At 38.2% G+C, this 24,227-nt stretch carries 21 protein-coding genes and 1 pseudogene; 9 read left to right on the top strand and 13 right to left on the bottom strand.

Annotated elements, in window-relative coordinates:
• Nucleotides 1-10: 10 nt before the first annotated feature.
• The 5 genes from ASE74_RS09195 to ASE74_RS09170 all read left to right on the top strand — a co-directional run bounded on the left by ASE74_RS09195 (nt 11) and on the right by ASE74_RS09170 (nt 6,766).
• On the top strand, nt 11-1,522 hold the full coding sequence (locus ASE74_RS09195; protein ID WP_055907543.1) for a DUF1501 domain-containing protein: 1,512 nt from the start codon (nt 11-13) through the stop codon (nt 1,520-1,522).
• Nucleotides 1,523-1,625: 103 nt separating this feature from the next.
• Nucleotides 1,626-2,558 carry a sugar phosphate isomerase/epimerase gene (locus ASE74_RS09190; RefSeq protein WP_055907540.1) on the top strand — a complete coding sequence of 311 codons (933 nt, stop codon included), beginning with the start codon at nt 1,626-1,628 and terminating at the stop codon, nt 2,556-2,558.
• Between the two features lie 6 nt (nt 2,559-2,564).
• Nucleotides 2,565-3,959, top strand: coding sequence for a c-type cytochrome domain-containing protein (locus ASE74_RS09185; RefSeq protein ID WP_055907538.1), 1,395 nt, complete (start codon nt 2,565-2,567; stop codon nt 3,957-3,959).
• Nucleotides 3,960-4,781: 822 nt separating this feature from the next.
• The gene (locus tag ASE74_RS09175) at nt 4,782-6,119 is read left to right on the top strand and encodes a GH1 family beta-glucosidase (protein ID WP_055907532.1); all 1,338 of its coding nucleotides are present in this window, start codon (nt 4,782-4,784) and stop codon (nt 6,117-6,119) included.
• Between the two features lie 215 nt (nt 6,120-6,334).
• Nucleotides 6,335-6,766, top strand: coding sequence for a DUF2007 domain-containing protein (locus ASE74_RS09170; RefSeq protein WP_055907528.1), 432 nt, complete (start codon nt 6,335-6,337; stop codon nt 6,764-6,766).
• A 909-nt stretch (nt 6,767-7,675) separates the two neighbouring features.
• Here the strand turns inward: ASE74_RS09170 and ASE74_RS09165 are convergent.
• The 3 genes from ASE74_RS09165 to ASE74_RS09155 all read right to left on the bottom strand — a co-directional run bounded on the left by ASE74_RS09165 (nt 7,676) and on the right by ASE74_RS09155 (nt 14,009).
• Complete coding sequence (locus ASE74_RS09165; RefSeq protein ID WP_055907525.1) at nt 7,676-9,955, bottom strand: aconitate hydratase; 2,280 nt, start codon at nt 9,953-9,955, stop codon at nt 7,676-7,678.
• 191 nt (nt 9,956-10,146) lie between these two features.
• Entirely contained in the window at nt 10,147-12,912 is a 2,766-nt protein-coding gene (locus tag ASE74_RS09160; protein ID WP_055907521.1) for a bifunctional aconitate hydratase 2/2-methylisocitrate dehydratase, read from the bottom strand.
• Nucleotides 12,913-13,340: 428 nt separating this feature from the next.
• On the bottom strand, nt 13,341-14,009 hold the full coding sequence (locus ASE74_RS09155) for a polysaccharide deacetylase family protein (RefSeq protein ID WP_055907519.1): 669 nt from the start codon (nt 14,007-14,009) through the stop codon (nt 13,341-13,343).
• 20 nt (nt 14,010-14,029) lie between these two features.
• On the opposite strand from ASE74_RS09155, the gene ASE74_RS09150 reads away from it, so the two are divergent.
• The 4 genes from ASE74_RS09150 (at nt 14,030) to ASE74_RS09135 (ending at nt 18,591) form a co-directional block, all read left to right on the top strand.
• The gene (locus ASE74_RS09150) at nt 14,030-15,523 is read left to right on the top strand and encodes a TolC family protein (protein WP_235526041.1); all 1,494 of its coding nucleotides are present in this window, start codon (nt 14,030-14,032) and stop codon (nt 15,521-15,523) included.
• Nucleotides 15,524-15,598: 75 nt separating this feature from the next.
• Nucleotides 15,599-16,939, top strand: a complete 1,341-nt coding sequence (locus ASE74_RS09145) for an efflux RND transporter periplasmic adaptor subunit (protein ID WP_082458715.1) — start codon at nt 15,599-15,601, stop codon at nt 16,937-16,939.
• Nucleotides 16,940-17,110: 171 nt separating this feature from the next.
• Entirely contained in the window at nt 17,111-18,112 is a 1,002-nt protein-coding gene (locus ASE74_RS09140; protein ID WP_055907512.1) for an NAD(P)H-dependent glycerol-3-phosphate dehydrogenase, read from the top strand.
• Between the two features lie 137 nt (nt 18,113-18,249).
• Complete coding sequence (locus tag ASE74_RS09135) at nt 18,250-18,591, top strand: hypothetical protein (protein ID WP_055907509.1); 342 nt, start codon at nt 18,250-18,252, stop codon at nt 18,589-18,591.
• A gap of 51 nt (nt 18,592-18,642) precedes the next feature.
• Here ASE74_RS09135 and ASE74_RS09130 read toward each other — a convergent pair whose 3' ends face one another.
• The 10 genes and pseudogenes from ASE74_RS09130 to ASE74_RS09095 form a co-directional block, all read right to left on the bottom strand.
• On the bottom strand, nt 18,643-19,146 hold the full coding sequence (locus ASE74_RS09130; RefSeq protein ID WP_055907506.1) for a hypothetical protein: 504 nt from the start codon (nt 19,144-19,146) through the stop codon (nt 18,643-18,645).
• A gap of 259 nt (nt 19,147-19,405) precedes the next feature.
• A complete protein-coding gene (gene rimO / locus ASE74_RS09125; RefSeq protein ID WP_055907601.1) occupies nt 19,406-20,737 on the bottom strand; it encodes a 30S ribosomal protein S12 methylthiotransferase RimO in 1,332 nt (443 codons plus the stop codon).
• A gap of 81 nt (nt 20,738-20,818) precedes the next feature.
• Nucleotides 20,819-20,986: pseudogene (locus ASE74_RS25465) on the bottom strand (GxxExxY protein); the annotation flags it as partial.
• A 118-nt stretch (nt 20,987-21,104) separates the two neighbouring features.
• A complete protein-coding gene (ftsY, locus tag ASE74_RS09120) occupies nt 21,105-22,067 on the bottom strand; it encodes a signal recognition particle-docking protein FtsY (protein WP_055907503.1) in 963 nt (320 codons plus the stop codon).
• Entirely contained in the window at nt 22,067-22,483 is a 417-nt protein-coding gene (locus ASE74_RS09115) for a PIN domain-containing protein (RefSeq protein WP_055907499.1), read from the bottom strand. The genes ftsY and ASE74_RS09115 overlap by 1 nt, the downstream gene beginning before the upstream one ends.
• The gene (locus ASE74_RS09110) at nt 22,480-22,716 is read right to left on the bottom strand and encodes a hypothetical protein (RefSeq protein WP_055907497.1); all 237 of its coding nucleotides are present in this window, start codon (nt 22,714-22,716) and stop codon (nt 22,480-22,482) included. The genes ASE74_RS09115 and ASE74_RS09110 overlap by 4 nt, the downstream gene beginning before the upstream one ends.
• A 120-nt stretch (nt 22,717-22,836) precedes the next feature.
• Nucleotides 22,837-22,992, bottom strand: coding sequence for a DUF4295 domain-containing protein (locus ASE74_RS24375; protein WP_010599808.1), 156 nt, complete (start codon nt 22,990-22,992; stop codon nt 22,837-22,839).
• Nucleotides 22,993-23,078: 86 nt separating this feature from the next.
• Complete coding sequence (rpmG, locus tag ASE74_RS09105) at nt 23,079-23,261, bottom strand: 50S ribosomal protein L33 (RefSeq protein WP_010599807.1); 183 nt, start codon at nt 23,259-23,261, stop codon at nt 23,079-23,081.
• 44 nt (nt 23,262-23,305) lie between these two features.
• Entirely contained in the window at nt 23,306-23,539 is a 234-nt protein-coding gene (gene rpmB, locus ASE74_RS09100; RefSeq protein WP_025145121.1) for a 50S ribosomal protein L28, read from the bottom strand.
• 91 nt (nt 23,540-23,630) lie between these two features.
• Complete coding sequence (locus ASE74_RS09095; RefSeq protein WP_055907495.1) at nt 23,631-24,122, bottom strand: hypothetical protein; 492 nt, start codon at nt 24,120-24,122, stop codon at nt 23,631-23,633.
• Nucleotides 24,123-24,227 lie beyond the last annotated feature (105 nt).

The raw sequence follows: 24,227 nt of genomic DNA, 5'->3' as shown, positions 1-24,227 counted from the left end.
CTGATTCATTATGACAAGAGACGAGTTAAACGCTCATCGGTTAATTAAAGAAGCACATGAGGCCAATGCGCAACTTCATTCGCGGAGGCATTTTTTAAAGGAAAGTGCAATGGGCCTGGGTGCTTTAGCGATGGGATCTTTATTGGGTGGCTGCGGCAATCTTTTTTCCAGTCCACAAACTAAAATTGCTTACGATCCGGCACATCCTTTATTGCCAAAATCGCCACCCTTGGTTGGTAAGGCCAAAAGTGTAATTTATTTACATATGGCGGGCGCACCGTCTCAATTGGAGCTGTTTGATTTTAAACCCGAACTGATGAAAATGGATGGGCAAGACTGTCCGCCATCACTGCTGGCAGGCAAAAAATTTGCGTTTATCACTGGCGTACCAAAAATGCTGGGTCCACAGGCGGTATTTGCCAAGCATGGTCAGTCTGGTGCTTTGGTAAGCGATAATCTGCCACACTTTTCTACTATGGTAGATGATGTAACTTTTTTAAAAGCGGTAAAAACCGATCAGTTTAACCACGCACCAGCTCAATTATTGGTACATACCGGTTCGCCACGTTTGGGCAGACCAAGTATGGGCAGCTGGGTTACTTATGGTTTAGGATCAGAAAATCAGAATTTACCCGGATATGTAGTGCTTACCAGTGGAGGAAGTTTTCCTGATGCCGGCAAAAGTGTTTGGGGGAGCGGTTTTTTACCTTCAGTATACCAGGGTGTACAATGCCGCAGTGAGGGCGATCCGGTACTTTTTATCAAAGATCCTGATGGGATGAACCGCGATTTAAGAAAAGCATCTATCGAGGCCATCAACAAAGCGAATGAACAGCAATATCAGGAATATAACGACCCGGAAATTTTATCGCGGATAGCACAGTACGAAATGGCTTACCGCATGCAGATATCGGCCCCGGAAGTGATGAATATTAATGATGAACCCGCCTACATTCATGAAATGTATGGAACACAACCTGGTAAAGCTTGCTTTGCCAACAATGTGTTGCTTGCCCGTAAACTGGTAGAAAAAGGAGTACGGTACATTCAATTGTTCGATTGGGGTTGGGATGCGCATGGCGATAGTTCGAATAACTCGCTCAACATTGGCTTAAAAAATAAATGCAGAAGCATCGACAGGCCGATTACTGCTTTACTGATGGATTTGAAACAACGTGGTTTATTGGAAGAAACTTTGGTGGTTTGGGGTGGTGAATTTGGCCGCACACCTATGATGGAAAATAGAAATGGTATTCAAAACCCATTTAAAGGCAGAGATCACCACACAGAAGCATTTACCATCTGGATGGCAGGCGGAGGTGTTAAAAAAGGCTTTACCCATGGCGAAACCGACGAAATAGGTTACAGTGCCATCAGCGGTAAAGTGGATGCTTTCGATGTTCAGGCCACGATATTAAACCAGTTGGGTTTCGACCACGAACAGTTTACTTACCCTTTTCAGGGCCGGCCGTTCAGGTTAACTGATGTAGCAGGTAAGGTAATAAGGGAGGTTGTGGCGTAGGTTCTAGTCGGAGGATAGAAGTTTTGAGTCCAAAGTTTAGAATAGAAATACCACCATTCAATAATCCAATCATAAATAAAATAACTCATTCAATCATTAATTCATGTCTCAAACCAGGAGAAAATTCTTACAAAATACCGCCCTTGTAACGGTGGCTTCGTATTTGGCACCCCTACAGGATGTTAGTCCACATGCGCTTAGCAGGGTAAAAACTAAAGTAGGGTATGAACTTTTATTTATGCAAACCGATTGGGGTTTTGAAGGTACAAGAGATGAATTTTGTGCAGCCGCAAAAAAGGAGGGGTACGAAGGAATTGAGGTGTGGTGGCCTGGAGAAGATAAAGCAGTGAAAGAACTTTTTGATGCCGTAAAGAAATATAAACTTGAGATAGGATTTTTATGTGCCGGCTCACAGGCAAATATTGCAGATCATCTGGCATCATTTAAAAAAAATATAGATGCCATTTGCGCCAATACCTATCAGAAACCACTTTACATCAATTGCCATTCGGGGAAAGATTTCTTCACATACGAAGAAAATAAACGGATTATCGATTATGTAACAGCCAAAAGAAAATCATCAGGGATACCAATTTATCATGAAACGCACCGGAGCCGGATGATGTTTGCCGCCCCGGTTGCAAAGCATTTTGCCGAAAAAAATCCTGAAATAAGGTTCACCCTCGATATTTCACATTGGTGCAATGTGCACGAAAGCTTACTGGCTGATCAAAAGCAAACCATCGACTTTATTTTGGAAAAAACAGATCATATCCATTCCAGGGTAGGGCATCCCGAAGGTCCGCAGGTAAACGACCCAAGGGCACCTGAATGGGCCAAAGTAGTAGAGGCGCATTTGGCCTGGTGGGACAAGGTTATTGCCAGGAAAAAGAAAAACGGAGAACGGATGACGATCCTAACCGAATTTGGCCCGGCAGATTATATGCCAACTTTACCCTACACCCGCCAGCCTGTTGCCGATCAATGGGCAATAAATGTGTATATGATGAATTTATTAAGAAAAAGATATCAATAAATAAAGATGCTTGAGTTTTTTGGCCGTTTTCATCCTGTTTTTGTTCACCTTCCCATCGGCATTTTATTGTTGGCTTGCATCTGTATTGTACTGTCGCTCAAAGCCAGCTTTGCAAATCTAAAGCCTGCAATTTCCATCATGTTGCTTTTAGGCGCATTAAGTGCCATTGTTTCTTGCATAACCGGGTATCTTTTGGCAAATGGAGGTGATTATGATGTTAATTTGGTTAGCAATCACCAATGGATGGGCATTAGCGTTGCCGCGTTATCGCTTGTTTTTTGGATCATTTACAATAAAATTAAAGCTAAAGGGATATTGGGAGCAGTTGCAGTTATCCTTACTGTACTGATTTCTATAACAGGCCATATGGGTGGATCTTTAACCCATGGATCAGATTATTTAACCGCACCCCTAAAAGAAAGTGGCTTAAAGGGAGCTGCGGCCATTCCTGCAATTCCAAATGTGCAGGAAGCATTTGTTTACCAGAATGCAATTCAGCCCCTCTTTAGAAACCGTTGTTACAGTTGCCACGGCAGCGAAAAGCAAAAAGGAAAACTCCGGTTGGATGAAGAAGTTTATATTTTAAAAGGAGGAGCAAACGGGGCTGCCCTGGTAAAAGGTAAGGCTGAAGAAAGTGAACTGGTTAAGCGAATTCTGTTGCCATTAAATGATGAAGACCATATGGCACCTAAAGAAAAGCCACAGCTTACCGCTAATGAAATTGCTTTATTAAAATGGTGGATAAAGAATGGTGCTGATTTTAAGAAAAAATTTAAAAACCTCCCTCAAACACAAGAAATCAAACCTGTTTTAGCAGTGTTGCAAAATGGTGAAGCAGCAAATGAAGAAATAAAAAATACCGATATCCCGGAGGAAGAAGTTTCGCCTGTTGATGAAAAAGTACTTAAAAAGTTTACTGATGCAGGTGTAACCATAATTCCTGTTTCACAAAATACAAATTACCTTTCGGCAAACTTTATCAATGTAAAATCGATGGGTAAAGAGGTGTTGGATCTTATTAAATCGGCAGATAAACAGCTGCTTTGGCTTAAACTCGAAAATAAGTATGTAACCGATCAAACACTGGCAGCCATTAAAGATTGTAAAAACTTAACCCGGTTAAACCTAAACAATACCCAGGTAACTGATGCTGGTTTGGTAGCCCTAAAAGATTTAGATCAGTTGCAATCATTAAGTTTGGTAGGTACTAAAATTACAGCCAGGGGAATTAATCAGTTAAAAAAACTTCAAAATCTAAAGTACCTCTATATCTATCAAACTGGGATAAATAAAGCAGATCTGGCTGGCATCAAAAAAGTATTGCCAAAGGTAACTGTAGATACCGGAAATTATAAGATTCCTATCCTGGCGCAAGATACCACTGTAGTTAAAGCACCATAGCCAACAATAGCAGATAAGTAGCTTTTAGGTAGCGAGTCGGAGCTTTTAGGTAGTGAGTAGGAGCTTTTAGGTAAAGGGTCGGAGCTTTTAGGTCAAACGATTGGGGTCAGAGGGCAAACGATTGGGGTCAGAGGGCAAACGATTGGGGTCAGAGGGCAAACGATTGGGGTCAAAGGTCAAACGATTAGGATCAAAGGTCAAACGATTAGGGTCAGAGGTCAAACGATTGGGGTCAGAGGGCAAACGATTAGGGTCAGAGGGCAAACGATTGGGGTCAGAGGTCAAACGATTAGGGTCAGAGGGCAAACGATTGGGGTCAGAGGTCAAACGATTAGAGTCGGAGGTCAAACGATTAGGGTCAAAGGTCAAACGATTGAGGTCGGAGGGCAAACGATTGGGGTCAGAGGGCAAACGATTAGGGTCAAAGGTCAAACGATTGGGGTCAGAGGTCAAACGATTGGGGTCAGAGGGCAAACGATTGGGGTCAGAGGGCAAACGATTGGGGGCAGAGGTCAAACGATTAGGGTCAGAGCTCAAACGATTAGGGTCAGAGCTCAAACGATTGAGGTCGGAGGTCAAATGATTAGGGTCAGAGGTCAAACGATTACGGTCAGAGGGCAAATGATTGAGGTTAAAGGTCAAACGATTAGGGTGATGATAGGGTCTGTTCAATAAAATGTGTCAAAAAGAAAATTAATATTAAGGCTAATCACGAATAAAAATATATTTCAGTTTCCTATTTGTAGCCTAAAAGTCTTTTCTGCACTTTATTAATGATTTGTTAATATTAAACTTGCAACTTATGGCAATTAATTTGTAACAATGGTTAATGCAAGCAATTTTGGTCAGGATTTTTTATGGGGTATAGCCACCGCTGCTGCACAGATAGAGGGTACGGCAACTCAATATGGTAAAGGGCCTTCCATATGGGATACCTTTACCGCCAAAAATGGTAAAATAAAAAAGAACCATAAATTAGATCCCGCCTGCGATTTTTATCATCGTTATGCCGAAGATGTTGCCCTGGTTAAACTTTTAGGCTTTAAAGTTTTTAGGTTTTCAATCGCCTGGTCGCGCATTTTGCCCTTAGGTAGGGGAGAAATCAACCAGGAAGGAATCCGTTTTTACCACAACCTTATCGATGAATGTTTAACAAACGGCATTACCCCTTATATTACGCTTTATCATTGGGATTTACCCCAGGCTTTGGAAGATGAGGGTGGCTGGACAAGCTTCAGCATTAATGCGGCTTTTAATGCTTTTGTAAGCATTTGCGCCTTGGAATACGGCGATAAGGTAAAAAACTGGATTGTGCTGAATGAGCCTTTCGGCTATACCTCACTAGGGTATATGCTGGGTGTACATGCCCCTGGCAAAACTGGTTTAAGTAATTTTTTTCCTGCTGTTTTACATACCGCATTGGCACAGGCCGATGGCGGAAAAATATTGCGTGCTGAGGTTAGTAATGCCAATATTGGTACTACTTTCTCCTGCTCGGAGGTGATTCCAAATACGCAAAGCGATAATGATATACTGGCTGCAAAACGTGTAGACTGTTTAATGAACCGCTTATTTGTAGAGCCTACCTTGGGCATGGGTTTTCCTACTGCCGATTGGGATGTATTGGAGAAATTTCAAATTGAATATGGAACATGGCGGCTTCAGGAAAGGATGAAATTTGATTTTGATTTTATCGGACTTCAAAATTATTTTCCATTAACTATAAAATACAATGCTTTTATTCCGGTTATCCAGGCTTGGGAAGTAAAAGCGAAAAGCAGGAAAAAGCCTCATACTGCTATGGGATGGGAAATTAATGCCCAAAGTTTTTATAACATTATCAAACAGTTTTCGGCTTACCCAAATGTTAAAAACATCATCATTACAGAAAACGGAGCTGCTTATCACGATAAATTGACCGATGGAAGAATAGAAGATCCTGAGCGGATTGAATATTTTAAACTTTACCTCAGTGCGCTTTTAAAACTTAAAAATGAAGGGGTTAATGTAACTGGTTATATGGCATGGACATTAATGGACAATTTTGAGTGGGCTGAAGGATTTACAGCCCGGTTCGGGTTAATTTACAACGACTTTAAAACCCAGCAGCGAACCATTAAGGATTCTGGCTATTGGTGGCAGGAATTTTTAAAGCAATAAGTAGATCATCTATGTTCTTCAATCCTATATACTGCTCATCTTAAGTTTTTTATAAATCGGTTTAGGATGATTTAACAAAGCCATATTTAAGAGCGGTGGCTTCGCAGCATCCCCTATTTAATTATGAAAGTTATTATATTAGCTAATCTTATGCGCTAAGCACATTTGTTTCTTATTTTAAATCTGCGAAAGCTTTTTTTATCTAAATTAACATCATGAATGATAGAACTGTTGTTTATAAAACCTTTTATAACCCCATAGAAGGCAACATTGTTAAGGCAAGACTGGAAGATAGTGGTTTTTCATGTTTCCTTGCAGATGAAAATGTTTCTACAATTTATCCTTTATATAACCAGGCAATTGGAGGAATTAAATTAATTGTTTTCGAAGATGATGTAGATCAGATCAATCAGCTTTTGGCTGAAGATAACAGCACCCTTGTTCATGATGGTGAAGAACCACAGCACCAGCAGGAAGAGAAGATTCTTTGCGAGGTTTGCGGATCTGACAATGTTGGTTATGGAATGGCAACAAAAAAGAAATTTAGCTGGTGGGTTATTTTAATCTCATTCTTTGTTGCGGTTTATCCTCCTTTTAAAGGCAATAAATGCTACCATTGCTACAATTGCGGTCATGAGTTTAAATAATTATTATAGAATAACGGAGAGGTGTTATGCTGAGCCTGTAGATGGGCTTTATTAAGAAAGCCCTAAATAAATCGTCATTGCAAGAAGGCTTTTCCAGCCGACGAAGCAATCTTTCCTGTAAATATCGCTTAATACCAAGGTCTGTGTCCCCACAGACCTTTCATACATAACTGCGTCTTAAATAGTCCTCGTTTGTAACGAGGATTTCTGAGGTACGCATTTGCAATGCGAAAATAATTCCTTTATGAGCGATAAAATCGCTTTACTCGTACATCCTCGTTACAAACGAGGACGATGTAGTTTATTAAGATATTCCTAAATAAATCGTCATTGCGAGAAGGCTTTTTCAGCCGACGAAGCAATCTTTCCTGTAAATATCGCCATCATGAAAGATTGCTTCGTCGTTCCTCCTCGCAATGACGATCGTTTTAGTAACACCAAGGTCTGTGTCCCCACAGACTTAAATAGTCCTCGTTTGTAACGAGGATTTCTGAGGTACGCATTTGCAATGCGAAAATAATTCCTTTATGAGCGATAAAATCGCTTTACTCATACATCCTCGTTACAAACGAGGACGATGTAGTGTCTCCACCAAGGTCTGTGTCCCCACAGACCTTTTTACGGAATATTCCTAAATAAATCGTCATTGCGAGAAGGCTTTTTCAGCCGACGAAGCAATCTTTCCTGTAAATATCGTCATCATGAAAGATTGCTTCGTCGTTCCTACTCGCAATGACGATCGTTTTTATTAAACACCAAGGTCTGTGTCCCCACAGACCTTTACATTACCATCATTCTCTTCGCAATCACGGCATTTTTGATATTAAAAAATCCCGTTCTGAATTAACAAAACGGGATTGATATTTTAAACGCTAGAATCCCGACTTCAGTAATCGGACTCCTAACTAATTAAAGTGCTGCTTTAGCTGCGGCTTCTGCGCGGATAATATTTAACGCACCACCAGCTTTAAACCACTCAATTTGTTGTGCATTATAACTGTGGTTAACCGCGAACTGCTCTTCAGTACCATCAGCATGGTGCAATACCAATGTTAAAGGTTTATCTGGAGCAAATTCTGTTAAACCTAAAATATCGATGGTATCATCTTCCAATATTTTATCGTAATCATCTTTATCAGCGAAAGTTAAACCCAGCATACCTTGCTTTTTTAGGTTGGTTTCGTGGATACGGGCAAAAGATTTCACCAATACGGCACGAACACCCAAATGGCGGGGCTCCATAGCGGCGTGTTCACGGGATGAACCTTCACCATAATTTTCATCACCAACTACGATAGAGCCTAAACCAGCTGCCTTATAATCGCGTTGAGTTGCTGGTACAGGACCATACTCTCCGGTTAATTCATTTTTAACGTTATCGGTTTTATCATTAAAGTAGTTAACCGCACCGATAAGCATATTGTTGGAGATATTATCCAAGTGACCACGGAATTTTAACCACGGACCTGCCATAGAAATATGATCCGTTGTACATTTCCCTTTGGCTTTAATTAAAAGTTTCAAGCCTTTTAAGTCTGTACCTTCCCAAGGGGTAAAGGGATCTAATAATTGTAAACGGTGAGAAGTAGGAGAAACCAAAACCTGAACGGTTGATCCATCAGCTGCTGGTGCCTGGAAACCTGCATCATCTACAGCAAATCCTTTAGTCGGCAATTCATCCCCTGTAGGCGGATCTAATTTAACCTGCTCACCTCTATCGTTGGTTAAGGTATCTGTTAACGGATTGAAACCTAAATCACCTGAAATGGCAATTGCAGCAACCATTTCTGGCGAAGCTACAAAAGCGAAAGTATTTGGGTTACCATCGGCACGTTTAGCAAAGTTTCTGTTAAAAGAGTGTACGATTGTATTTTTTTCTGCTTTTTCTGCACCCGTACGGTCCCACATACCAATACATGGTCCGCAGGCGTTGGTAAAAATTGTGGCATCTAAATCTTCGAAAGTTTTTAAGAAACCATCACGGTCTGCGGTATAACGAACCTGCTCAGAACCAGGGTTAATACCGAAAGCTGATTTGGTAACCAATCCTTTTGCAATAGCCTGGTTGGCGATAGAAGCCGCTCTTGATAAATCTTCGTATGATGAATTGGTACAAGAACCGATTAATCCCCATTCTACTTTTAAAGGCCAGCCATTTTTCTCTGCCTCAACTTTCATTTGTGAAACAGGAGTAGCTAAATCCGGTGTAAAAGGACCGTTTAAATAAGGCTCAAGGGTATCAAGGTCAATTTCAATTACCTGGTCGAAATAGCTTTCAGGGTTGGCATAAACTTCTTCATCACCTGTTAAATAGGCCGCAATTTTATTTGCTTCATCAGCAACTTCATTTCTACCTGTGGCACGTAAATAACGTTCCATGCTTTCATCATAACCAAAAGTAGAAGTTGTTGCACCAATTTCGGCACCCATGTTACAGATGGTACCTTTACCAGTACAACTTAAATTAACAGCTCCATCACCAAAATATTCTACAATAGCCCCAGTACCACCTTTTACGGTAAGGATACCGGCAACTTTAAGAATTACATCTTTGGCGGCAGTCCAGCCGTTTAATTTTCCTGTTAACTTAACACCGATTAATTTAGGGAATTTAAGTTCCCAGGGTAAACCAGCCATAACATCGCAGGCATCGGCACCGCCAACACCAATTGCAACCATACCTAAACCACCTGCATTAACCGTGTGAGAGTCGGTTCCGATCATCATACCACCAGGGAAAGCATAATTTTCTAAAACTACCTGGTGAATAATACCGGCACCTGGTTTCCAGAAACCGATACCATATTTATTGGATACGGATGATAAGAAATCAAAAACTTCTGCGCTTTCGGTTTTGGCATGAGGTAAATCTATTGCAGCACCTTCTTTAGCTGTAATTAAGTGATCGCAGTGAACGGTAGATGGAACGGCAACTTGAGGCCTGCCCGCCTGCATAAATTGCAATAAAGCCATTTGTGCAGTTGCATCCTGCATCGCAACGCGATCTGGTGCAAAGTCTACATAGTCAGAACCACGTTTAAATGCCGTTTTAGGATCTCCATCCCAAAGGTGTGCATATAATATTTTTTCAGATAATGTTAAAGGTCTGCCAACTATTTTACGGGCAGCTTCTACACGGCTACCAAAGTTTGCATACACCTTTTTGATCATGTCTATATCAAAAGCCATACTTTATTTTTTATAATTATTGTCAATAATGGGACTACCTAAATTAAACAAATTTTAACAGACTTGTTTTTGTGAATTGTCAAATTATGTTATTTAAAAACATTCTATGCAAATTTTACATAAAACAAAAAGGCCATTCTGTTTACCAGATAGCCTTTTTATTGTTAACAAATAATACGCTTATTTGTTTATTACTGTTTTGTAGAAATAGGGGTAAACTTGGTTAAGTTAATGCCTTCTACTGCTACTTTATATTCTTCAATATTTGGAATACGACCTAATATGGCAGAAAGTACAACCACCGGAGTTGATGCCAGTAAGGATTCGCCTTTTTTGCCATCTTTATCTTCTACCACACGGCCCTGAAATAAACGGGTTGAAGTAGCCATTACCGTATCGCCTTTGGCTGCTTTCTCCTGGTTACCCATGCAGAGGTTACAACCCGGGCGTTCCAGGTACATAATGTTTTCATATTCTGTACGTGCCGAGCTTTTTGGTAAGGCATCGCTAAATTCAAATCCAGAGTATTTTTGTAAATATTCCCAGTCGCCTTCTGCTTTCAGCTCATCAATTATATTATAAGTAGGGGCAGCAACAACCAACGGCGCTTTAAAGGTAACACTACCAGTTAATGTTTCAACGTTTCTCAACATTTGAGAAACAATTTTTAAGTCGTCTTTATGCACCATACAAGAACCTACGAAGCCAAGATCTACTTTTTTATCGCCACCGTAATAAGTTAAATCCCTGATGGTATCGTGCGTATAACGTTTTGAAACATCTGCATTATTCACATCCGGATCAGCAATCATCGGTTCGTTGATGAGGTCAAGATCAATAACTACTTCTGCATAATATTTAGCGTTATTATCCGGCATTAAAGCGGGTTTAATACCAGTTTTAATTTCTTCGATTCTTTTGTTTGCTTTATTGATTAAACCCTGTAAAACCTGGTTATGGTTGTCCATACCTTTGTCTATCATGATTTGAATACGGCTTTTAGCAATTTCTAAAGATTGGATCAGGGTATCATCCTGCGAAATACAGATAGACGCTTTCGCTTTCATCTCTGCAGTCCAATCTGTAAAAGTAAAGGCCTGATCGGCCAATAAAGTACCTATGTGTACTTCAATAATGCGGCCCTGGAATACATTTTCACCATCAAACTGTTGCAACATCTGCAATTGCGTAGCATGAACCACATCACGGAAATCCATGTGTTCTTTCATCTGGCCTTTGAAAGTTACTTTTACCGATTCAGGAATTGGCATAGAAGCCTCGCCTGTTGCCAGTGCCAAAGCTACCGTACCAGAATCGGCACCGAAAGCTACCCCTTTAGACATACGCGTATGCGAATCGCCGCCAATGATAATGGCCCACTCATCAATCGTAATGTCATTTAGTACCTTGTGAATAACATCCGTCATAGAATGGTATTCGCCTTTAGGATCACGGGCAGTAATTACACCAAAATCATTCATAAACTTCATGAGTTTAGGAATGTTTGCCTGTGCTTTTTTATCCCAAACGGATGCAGTATGACAACCTGATTGGTAAGCTCCATCAACAATCGGAGAGATTACCGTAGCCGCCATTGCCTCTAATTCCTGGGCGGTCATTAAACCTGTTGTATCCTGAGAACCTACAATGTTTACTTCAACACGCACATCAGAACCTGCATGTAAAACTTTACCTTGTGTTAAGCCTACTGCATTTCTGTTGAAGATTTTTTCTACAGCAGTTAAACCCTGGCCCTCTATTGAAACTTCTTTAGCAGGGGCAAAAACCAACGGAGCTTCAATGCCTAAAGTTTTGGCCGCAAATGTTTGGATTTTTTTACCAAATACAATTGCGTAAGAACCACCCGCTTTAATAAATTCAACTTTTTGTGGTGTTAGAGCTTTCGAAATATCAATTAATTCCTGTTCGCCGTTGTATAGTTTTTTGGTTCTGGTATTGATGGTAAGTACTGTACCTGTTTCTATTGAGTAAACCTGCTCTAAAATTGGCTCATCGTTTTCGTTACGAATCACATTGCCGTTTTCGTCGGTTTTCTTTACCCAGTTTTTAAGGTCGATACCGATACCGCCAGTTACATCAACCGTTGTTAAAAAAATAGGAGAAATACCATTGGTACCACCAACAATAGGAGCAATGTTTACAAATGGAATATATGGACTTGATTTTTTACCTGTCCACAGGGCCACATTGTTTACGCCCGACATACGAGAAGAACCAACGCCCATTGTGCCTTTTTCGGCTACGAGCATTACGCTTTTATCGGGATATAGTTCCTGTAAAGCTTTTATTTGTTCCTGAGCTTCAGGTGTGATCATACATTTACCATGTAATTCACGATCAGAACGGGAGTGTGCCTGGTTACCTGGCGATAATAAATCCGTAGAGATATCACCAATACCAGCAATGAAAGTTACTACTTTAATTTCTTCAGCAATTGGAGGTAATTCTGTAAAGAATTCGGCCCTTGCGTAGCTTTCCAGTATTTCTTTGGCAATTTCATTGCCATTGTTGTATGCTTCTTTTAAACGATCGGTATCTGCATCGTACAAATAAACCTGTGTTTTAAGTACGTTCGCTGCTTTATGTGCTTTATCACCATTATCAGCAAGGGCGATATCTAACAATACTTTGATAGAAGGGCCGCCTTTCATGTGCGATAATAATTCGAAAGCGAAATCAGGTGTGATTTCTGGCACGATGGTTCCGCCTAAAATAATTTCTTTTAAAAACTCGGCTTTTACACCAGCTGCCGCAGTGGTACCGGGCAAGGTGTTGTAGATGAAAAAATTAACAGCATCTGCTCTGTTAAAATTATTTACATTTTTGATTTGGGAGATGATTTCACCTAATAATTCGGCTCCATCAATAGGTTTAGGATGAAGACCCTGGGTTTTCCTGTCTTCAATATCCTGGATATAATCGTTATAAATACTCATCTTAGTTATTTTATCCTTATTGATGAGCGCAGGTGCAATAAAAATGCACAAGTGCTTTCCATCGAAAGAATACTGTTATTACATTTTAATTTGTGGTTTCCGAGTGTAAAAACGCAGTTTTTAACGGCCAAAGCAAAAATAACAAAATGCAACCTTTAAATGTAATTTAACCAGTCGATAACGTAATTTGGAATTGATCTAAATTGCAAGGTATACAAGCTAAAAATTGCCTTCTAGGAAGGTATTAACCGAGCCATTGTCAGTTAATAAAAAGAATAATAAAAGCAGCATGATGTGATTGTGTTTAACCGTTCGTTATCGAACAGCTTTGTGCGATTTTGAACAGTTATTTAATGGTCATTAACTTAACGTTTTGATCTTAAGTGGTTTAAACGGCGCCAGAGCCTTGGCATAACATTGGCTTACCGCTAAAGCGATGAAAACTTAAAACCTTTTTCAGTAAAATAAGCCAATACCTTGGGCAGGGTGTAAGATAAACGGTCGAATGCTTTTAAACTGTCGTGAAATACAATTATAGAACCATTTTCGGTATGTTTAATTACGTTTTTATAACACTTTTCGGGCGGGAGATTGGTGTCGAAATCACCGCTGAGCACATCCCACATTACGATGTTGAGCTGGGAGCTGGGCGCTGGGAGTTGGGAGTTGTTTGTCGCTGTAGACTGCGAACGCAAAACTAACGATTCCAAACTTTTGATCTGGCTTTTCTTAATTCTACCGTAAGGTGGGCGGAAGAGGTTCGATTGAGTGAGTTGCTGGCATTTTAATGTGTTTTGGAGATAGGTTTCATCGTCGGTTTTCCAGCCTTTTAAGTGGTTAAAAGTATGGTTGCCGATGGCATGGCCGGCGGTTTTTACACGTTCAAAAACGTCGGGATGTTTTACAATATTATCGCCAATGCAAAAAAATGTAGCTTTAGCATTGAAGGCTTTTAAAGTTTTTAGTACAAAATCTGTAACATTGGGTATAGGTCCATCGTCAAAGGTCAAATAAATAACTTTTTCGGTGCGGGATTTATTCCATAATAGCGATGGATAATACCATTTTAGCAGAAGCGGTGATTTGATCAGGTACATTTTAGCAACAAAGTTACTAAATGCCTGTACAGATTGAAATTATTAAAGTTGTTTATATAGATTTGAAACAAATTATGAAGATGTTTACCAAGAAAAAGTTAATTACCGGTTTTGCTTTTGTTGTAGTCCTCGGTTTTGCCAGTAATGCCAATGCCCAGCAAGTTTTAACCATCCAGCAGGCAGTAGATAATACCCTTAAAAATAATTTACAGATCAAACAGGCAGCTATTAGTGCTGCTTTAACTAATGAAACGCTCAGCCAATCAAAAAATGCGCTTTTGCCAACACTTAATGGTGCGGCAAGCTATAATAAAAACTTTGGCCGTAGCATCGATCCATCAACCAATCAGTTTATATCACAACAATTTTCATCAGCTAATGGTAGCTTAAGTGCAAGTGCCGATCTTTTTCAGGGTTTCCAGAAAATTAATCAGATCAGACAGAATAAACTGTTGCTTGCTGCTGATCAAACCAATGTAGAAAAAATAAAAAACGATCTGATTTTGCAGGTAGTAACCTCATATATGCAGATTTTATACAATAAAGATTTACTCGCCGCCTCACAGCAACAACTAGAAGTTGCCAAACAGACTTTAAAAAGAGAGCAAGCATTATTAGATGCCGGAAACAAAACGCTTGCAGACATTTCTCAGGCAAAATCGCAAGTAGCAACAGCCGAACTGAATACCACAAATGCTCAAAATACATTATCGGTTTCTTATTTAACTTTAAATCAATTGATGGAAATGCAACCAGAGAATAGGTTTGAAGTGCAAGCCCCAGCTATTGCCGAAAATTATTCATTACAGAACAGTTATGATATCAACACTATTTTTGCAAGTGCAGTTACTTCATTCCCTGATATTAAATTGGCGGCTTTAAGAACTGAAGCTGCATTGAGGGGTGTAAGTGTTGCCAAATCATCTTATTATCCACGCCTTTCAATCGGTGGTGGTTTAGGCTCAAATTTCTCTAGTGGAAGAAGTAAAGTGCTTGCAGTTACCCCTAATGGTTTTTCAGAAATAGGAAGAACATTAGGTACAAATGAATCTGTTGTAGCCCCTGATTTTGTAACTATTTTAGGTAAGCAGGCATTTGGTTCTCAGATTGAAGACAACTTTAACCAATATGTTGGATTAAATCTTTCAATTCCAATTTTTAATGGTTTTCTAGCCAGAACAAACGTTAGAAAGGCAAAAATCAACTATCAAAATACCCAGGTACAGGAGCAACTGACCAAAAATAATTTAAGTAAAGTAATTTCGCAAGCTGTTTACGACGTGAAAGCAGCAGAAAGCCGTTATTCTTCTACACAAAATGCTTTTCAGGCCCAAAAAGATGCTTTCTATGTTATTGAGCAACGTTACAATGTTGGTTTAGTAAATTCATTAGATTATAGCACTGCACAAACCAATAGAAATAAAGCTGAAATTGATTTTATTCAAGCCAAATACGACCTTTTATTCAGAGCTAAAGTAATTGATTATTACCTTGGCAAACAGATAACCTTTTAACTAATTTAAAATTGAAGGCTATTTAAAACCTTTAACGATTACAACCTTATACAAACAAAAGAAATACAATAAATTATGAAACTGAAGCATATCATTATCATCATAGTTGCTATCGTAGCCATTCTAACCATTCTAACCCTAACGGGAGTTATTGGTGGTACTAAAACAGAGAAAGTAACTACAGAAAAAGCATCAGATAAAACTGTTGTAGAAACAGTAACTGCAAGTGGTAAAATTCAGCCAGAAACTGAGGTAAAATTAAGTTCTGAAGTATCAGGTGAGGTTGTAGAGTTAAAAGTTAAAGAAGGTGATATTGTTAAAGCCGGACAATTACTTTGTAAGGTGCGCCCGGATGTTTTACAATCGGGTTATGAAAGAACAGTAGCTACATTTAATGCTCAAAAAGCTAGTGTGGCTGCAGCACAACAACAATTGATACAAAACCAGGCTAACTTTGTAAATGCAGAGGCAACCTATAAACGTAATGTAGAACTGTTTAATAAAAAAGTAATTTCTGCATCAGAATTCGATTCGGCTAAAGCGGCATTTTTAACAGCAAAAGCCAATTTGGCAAGTGCAAAAGAAAATGTAACCGGTGCGAGGTTTACCTTAGAGCAAACAGGTGCAAATGTTAAAGAAGCGGGTGCAAATTTAGCTAAAACCACTATATATGCCCCGGTTGATGGCGTGGTATCAAAATTATCGATCGAATTGGGAGACCGTATTTTAGGAACTTCTCAAATGGCAGGTACAGAGATTATGCGGATCTCTAATTTATCATCAATGGAGGTGAATGTAGATGTGAATGAAAATGACATTACCCGTGTTAAAGTTGGCGACAAAGCTTCAATTGAGGTAGATGCTTTCTCTGATAAGAAATTTAGGGGTGTGGTAACTGAAATTGCAAGTTCATCAACCGCGGTAGGTACTACGGTATCAACTTCAGTAGATCAGGTAACCAATTTCTCAGTAAAAATTAGAATTACCGAAGAACTGGCCGGTAAACAACAATCTATTTTCCGCCCGGGTATGTCGGCCACTGTTGATATTGAAAGTGAATCGTTAACAGGTTTGGCTATTCCAATCCAGGCTGTATTTACGGATAACGCAAAATCTGGTGATGCTGGTCAAAATCAAGGTAACCAGGAAAATACTGATAAGCAGAAATCAAAGTTGACTGATAAGAAGGTGAAACAATACATTTATGCTTATGATGCGAAAACCAAAAAAGTGAAAAAGACAGAGGTAACTACAGGGATCCAAAATGACCAATACATTATTGTTAAATCTGGTGTTAAATCTGGTGAAGAAATCGTTACCGGTCCGTATTCTGCGATCCAAAATAAATTAAAAGACGGGATGGTTGTAGAAAAAACAGCTAAAGACCAATTGTTTAGCAAAGACGCTAAGAAGTAGTTTATAAATACCCGCAAGAAATAGTAACTTGCGTTGTTTAAGGTGTATTCCTAAGGTTAGGGTGTAAGGTTTACGGTATGAGGCAAATGGTCTTAAACCCTAAGCCTTACACCTTTTCCTTATACCTTTAAGAAGGCCCTATACCTTTTACTTTAAACCTTTTTTATAATCATGGTACCTAAAATAGCGATGATAGGGGGCGGGAGCTGGGCTACTGCCATTGTAAAAATGCTTGCAGATAATTTAGCTGAAAAGGAAATTTTTTGGTGGATGCGGAATGAAGCAGCCATAGCGCATATTAAAAAATTTAAGCATAACCCTAATTATATTAGTTCTGTTGAGATTAAACTTAGTGAAGATGATCATATTTCATCTGACATCAACGCCGTTATAAAATCTGCCGATTTCGTAATATTGAATGTGCCGGCAGCATTTTTAAAAACAACACTTGCTGGCATCACCCCGGAAGACTTAAAAGGAAAAAAAATAGTTTCTGCCATTAAAGGGATTGTTCCGGAAGATAACCTGATTATCGGTGAATTTATGCACGAAAATTATGGTATCCCATACCATGATATTTTAGTTGTAAGTGGGCCATGCCATGCAGAAGAAGTGGCTTTGGAAAAATTATCGTACTTAACCATTGCCTGTACAGATGTGATACAGGCCGGTACATTTGCTTCTTTATTAAATACACGTTACATTAAAACAAATGTATCAGATGATATTTTTGGGACGGAGTACGCTGCGGTTTTAAAAAACATTTATGCAGTGGCAAGTGGTATTTGCCATGGTATAGGTTATGGAGATAATTTTCAGGCAGTGCTGATCAGTAATGCCATACGTGAGATTAAACGCTTTGTTGATGCCGTACACCCCATTAACCGTGATATTAAAGAATCTGCATACCTTGGCGATTTATTGGTAACTGCCTACTCTCAGTTTAGCCGCAACCGTACTTTTGGCAATATGGTAGGAAAGGGTTATACTGTAAAATCTGCACAGTTGGAAATGAATATGATAGCCGAAGGTTATTATGCAGTAAAATGTATGCACATTAAAAACCAGGCATACCATGTAGAAATGCCAATTTGTAAGGCTGTACATGCAATTCTTTACGAAAACCGTTCGCCACATATCGAGATGAAGCTCCTGGCAGAAAAATTAAATTAATTGATTGTTCGGCAAGCTAGATCTGATTTAAAATATTGAGGCTGTAAATGCTAAATGTTGTTTGTTTCCAATCTATTTGAATTTAAAAACAAATCACCTAACTGTCTGTTATAGCTTTAAATAAAAATATAGCTGTCATGAAAAAGAAATTAGTAATGGGTATGTTAACACTTGCCTTGTTTGGTGGTGTTGCCTTAAATGTGAATGCGCAAGAAAAGAAAACTGAAGTTGGTAAAGCATTAGATCATACTGGTAAAGCAATTGGTAAAGGTGCAAAATCGGTAGGTAATAAAACTGCAGAAGTAGCGGTAAAAGGTAGCTCAAAAGTTGCTGATAAAACCTGGAAAGGTAAAATGGCACCAGATGGAAGTGATGTTTACATCAATGCAAAAAATGAAAAATATTACGTAAACTCAAAAGGTGCTAAAATCTGGTTAAAAGCCAGTCAAATTAAAAACAGGCCTGAGCCTAAAAAATAAAAAAAGTCCCGGTGAATATTCACCGGGACTTTTTTTTACCACATATTGCCACTATATCTTTAACCTGTAAATGCCATCAAAATACGAATTGGTAGCGGGCTGAACTTCTCTGGCTGCTTCTGTTTTATCGATCAATAATTTTTCTACAAGATTATTATTTACCTTCAAATTAAGCTCATATAGTTTGTTATCTCCAAGTTTAAGATAAAAGGTGCTTTCTATACTTTTAGCCAGGTTAGGTATTTCATAAGAGGTAAGCTGATAATAATCTATTTTTTGGTTATTGCCGAAACTAAAAGGTGGGCGGATTTCAAATTGAATCTTTTTAACTGCGTTATTAGCATCTTTCGAAAATAACTGGATCTGGTTTTTATCGAAATAACCGGATGTACTTGGATTAAGTAAATCTACGTCGGCATTATTTTTAATCACTAAGATTAATGGTGCGGTTGAAATAGGCGAACACGCACATAAACCACCGCCACCTACTCCTGCTTTTTTGCAACCTAAATTGGCGATAAAAATCACCATGAGCACAATTAAAATTTTTTTCATCTGATTTGGTTTTTGTTTAATATGGTTATAAAGGATTAGTTATAAGTGCTTTATGTCTGTGTTATATTAAACGGCTAAAAAGTCTGAATCGCTACAGTTGAAATAATAATCATGCAATTGTTGCTGTTGAAACTTTTATCTAAGCATTCTTTCTTTAATAAATTTTGAAATAATTCCGACAGCTATTGGATCAGGGTTACCAATATAACAAAAAAGCCCGGAAATGTAATTTCCAGGCTTCAGTATCTTTGAGTGATTACTAAATAATGGTTCCGTATAAATCGAAATCTTCAGCTCTATCGATCTTTACATTAACAAAACTTCCGTTTGCCGCATAACCTGTTGATGCATCAATTAAAACTTCATTATCAACCTCTGGTGAATCAAATTCGGTTCTTCCGACAAAGAAATCCCCTTCTTTTTTATCCACCAGTACTTTAAAGGTTTTACCTACTTTTTCCTGGTTAATATCAAAAGAAATCCCTTGTTGAATTTCCATAATATCATCTACACGTTGTTGTTTTATTTCATCAGGAACATCATCAACTAAAGTATGTGCATGGGTTTTTTCCTCATGTGAGTAGGTAAAACAACCCAAACGGTCGAATTTGGTTTCGGCAACCCATTCTGCCATTTCTTCAAAATCGTATTGGGTTTCTCCTGGATAACCGCAGATTAAAGTGGTACGCATGGCGATATTTGGTACTTTATCTCTGATCTGGTTTACTAAATCAATGGTTTTTTGCTTGGTTGTACCACGGCGCATTGATTTTAGCATGTTATCGGTAATGTGCTGTAATGGCATGTCTAAATACTTACAGATGTTATCGCGCTCGTTCATTGCATCTAAAATCTCCATCGGAAAACCAGAAGGGTAGGCATATTGCAGGCGGATCCACTCAATGCCTGGTACATCAGATAAGCGGCGCATCAATTCATCAAGCTTGCGCACTCCATACAGGTCTAAACCGTAATAGGTTAGGTCTTGAGCAATTAAAATTAATTCTTTAGTTCCGTTTCTGGCTAATATTTTAGCTTCGTTAACCAATTCTTCCATTGGTTTGCTTAAGTGCTTTCCTCGCATTAATGGGATGGCACAGAAAGAACATGGACGGTTACACCCTTCAGCGATTTTGAAATAAGCAAAATGTGAAGGTGTAGTTAATAAACGCTCACCAATAAGTTCGTGCTTGTAATTTGCGCCAAGCTCATGTAATATGTTTTGTAAATCGTTGGTACCGAAAAAAGCATCAACATTTGTAATTTCTGATTCTAGCTCAGGCTTATAGCGTTCGGATAAACATCCTGTAACGACTACCTTACCAATTTTGCCGGCTTCTTTTAGTTCGCTAAACTGTAGGATGGTATCAATTGATTCTTGTTTGGCATTGTCGATAAAACCACAGGTATTGATCACAACGATATCATCTTTGCCCATCTTATCTGATTCATGTACAACGTTTAAATTGTTGCCACGTAACTGCCCCATCAATACTTCCGAATCGTATATGTTTTTGGAACAACCTAATGTAATTACATTAATTTTAGGCTGTTTAATTGCGCTTTTACTTCTTACTATTTTGGTATTCATATCAATTTTATTTACGCTTTCCTTGCGGCTTGATTCCACAGATTTAGCGATTCCACAGATTATCATGTGGATATATAAGGATTATAAAGCTATCTTTTTGACTTCACAACTTGTATTGCCAAAATTAATCAATAATCCGGTTTTAATTTTACTGGCTTTTAAGTATGATATAAGTTGACTTTGAAATAACTTAGGCTGAAATCCTGTAACAGATTTTAATTCTACGATTACTTTCTGTTCTACTGCAAGGTCGCATCCAAATTTTCAAATCACCTTACTTTCAAACATCAATACAAACTCCTTCTCAATATCAAAACACGAAGTGAGCCTAGTAACTAAATCCTCTGCGGAATCATCTCCCGAAGTGCTATTTAAATAAACTATTCACAAAGTCTTTCTTATCAAAAAGCTGTAAGTCGCCTATTTTTTCACCCACACCAATGTATTTAACCGGGATTTTAAACTGATCTGAAATTCCGATTACCACACCGCCTTTTGCTGTTCCATCTAATTTGGTAATTGCCAGGGCGTTTACATCGGTGGCTTCGGTAAACTGTTTACACTGTTCAAAAGCATTTTGTCCGGTAGAAGCATCTAGTACCAAGAGAATTTCGTGCGGGGCATTGGGTACAACCTTTTGCATTACCTGCTTAATTTTGCCGAGTTCGTTCATCAAACCGATTTTGTTATGTAAACGTCCGGCGGTATCGATAATAACAACATCTTCGCCATTGGCAACGGCAGATTGTAAGGTATCAAAAGCCACAGAAGCAGGATCTGATCCCATGGCCTGTGCAACAACCCTTACGCCAACGCGTTCGCCCCAAAGTTTAATCTGATCAACAGCTGCAGCCCTAAAGGTATCGGCAGCCCCTAAAACTACTTTAAGCCCTGATTCTTTAAGTTTATGTGCCAGTTTTCCAATCGTAGTGGTTTTACCCACACCGTTTACGCCAACTACCATAATAACATATGGTTTGTGGTCGCCATATTCGAACTGGCGGAAATCGTTACTGTTATTTTCAGATAGAAGTAACTGAATTTCGTCGCGAAGAATAAAGTTTAGCTCGGAAGTATTGAGGTATTTATCTTTGGCAACACGTTCTTCGATGCGTTTGATAATTTTTAATGTAGTACTTACGCCCACATCTGAAGTAACCAAAACTTCTTCCAGATTATCGAGCACTTCATCATCAACAGAAGATTTTCCTGCAACAGCTTTGGTAATTTTATTAAAGAAACCGTCTTTAGTTTTCTCTAAACCTTTATCAAGAGCTTCCTGAGCTTCAGGCGCAGTTTCTTTCTTTTTGAAAAAATCAAATAAACCCATTAGTTATTTTTATGTTTTTTTAGGAAATCGGTAGGTGTTTGAGCCGGTATTTTACCGGCAGTGAAGTCTTTTGTGTTTCGTGAGATAATAAAGTCGACGTTGTTTAATTCTGCAGAAGCACTTTGCACTGCATCTTCAAAATCTGAAAAATTAGAATGTAAGGCTAATGTGATGGTATCTCTATTCACATTTAGAGGATCAACTGTTATAATTAAAGACTCAATAAATGAAATAGCATTCGAATGACCAGAATTCTTTTTTACAATATAGTAAATGTCGGTTATTGATGACGCTGTAATACAGCGTTTGATTATGGTACCATCAATTAGTTCAAAAATTTTAGAGGAATCTTGAAAAAAAGGTTCTCTTACTAAAATAATATCAAGGATAATATTGGTATCCAGTAAGAGTGTCATAAATTGTGTTTATCCTTCAGATATTCCCATTTTGCCTGATCAGCATCGACGCCTTTAAGGATGCCAGCATATTTCGAAACAAACTCTTTTCCCGTCATTTTCTTTGTAATAGGTAAGCCTATTACCTCATCCAAAATAATCACTTCAACTTCTTTATTTTTTATATCAAATCTGTCAGGAACAACAATAGTTCCGTTTTCAGAAACTTTTGCTTTAAACTTATACGTTTCCATGGCTATGCTTTTTTCAAAGATAATCAATTATTTCCGAACGTAAATTTCACTAACAAAAAAAGCCCTTCCGGTTAAAACGGAACGGCCTTTAATATCTTTTAATATTAAAAAATATTAACCTTATTTAGATGCGATAGCATCTTTTACGTGGTCGTTGTGTACGATAAGTTCTTTGAATGAATAAGCACCAGTTTTTGGTGATTTTACCATTGTAATTACTTTCGAATATTCTTTACCTGTACCTGTTTTAAGGGTTGCAACTACTTTCTTTGCCATGTTCTTATAAATTTAATGATTGAATGATAGATGGATAGAATGAGAAATGGGTATACCCTTAACTTTCTACCTTTACACCATCAATCTTATTTAATCTCTTTATGTACGGTTACTTTTCTCAACACTGGATTGAATTTTTTCAATTCTAATCTCTCAGTAGTGTTTTTACGGTTTTTGGTAGAAATATATCTAGACATACCTGGCATGCCACTTTCTTTATGTTCAGTACATTCTAAAATAACCTGAACTCTGTTACCTTTTTTTGCCATTTTATTATAAATTGAAAACTGTTAATCTCAACAGTTAATGTTTTTTACAAAAATCCTTTTTTTACGAAACGGTTAATCGCTTCGCTAATGCCCACTTTATTGATGGTTTTAATCGCTGAAGTAGAAACTTTCAACGTAATCCAACGGTTTTCTTCAGGAATATAAAATTTCTGAAGTTGTAGGTTTGGGTAAAATTTGCGTTTGGTTTTAACGTTCGAGTGAGAAACGTTGTTACCTACCATTGCTTTTTTTCCTGTTAAATCACAAACTCTTGACATGACTTGTAAATATAGTTGTTTAATACGTCCGCTTAATTTTTTTAAGAGTGTGCAAATATCTGAATAATAATTGTAAATGACAATAGCGAAGCTAATTATTTTTATAATTTACGTTCACATCCCAGCGGCCTGCATCTTTTATTTCAAATTCAACATAATCTTTTCCCGAATGCATTTTTAATCTTAATGGAAAATTAATGTTTTTAATGGTATACATGTTTTGAGTGGTTGATACTTTATCAACTTTAATCTCATCATAACCGCCATTTAAAACTTCTATTTGATCGAAAACCGGACCAGTTGCATTTCTGGCTTCCTTTGATTCTGACTTTCCCTGCAAACCAATGCCTGTTACATTGTTATCCTGGGCATTAAGTTTTTTAATTCCAACCGATACATATAGCATATTTCCACTCTTTTTACTTTTTCTGATGGTAACAGAAGCTATTGCCGGTGATTTTGCGATAACTTTATAAGCTTGAGTAGTATCCGCTGAAACAGAACTTTTAAATTCGGTTGCAGCGTATGATTTGATGCTAAATACAATCAGTATCAGTGCGATAAATGAGGTTAAATTCTTCATTCATAAAAATAATTATTTCTTATCAAACGTTTGATATTTATTTTGATACAATTAGACTATTTCTGCTAATTATTATTTCTTTAAATTAGCCGCAACTAATCCAAA

Source organism: Pedobacter sp. Leaf216, from assembly GCF_001421515.1.
In the GTDB taxonomy this organism is placed as follows: Bacteria; Bacteroidota; Bacteroidia; order Sphingobacteriales; family Sphingobacteriaceae; genus Pedobacter.
The sequence above is the reverse complement of the archived record's forward strand: the minus strand, read 5'-3'. Positions and strand labels throughout refer to the sequence as shown.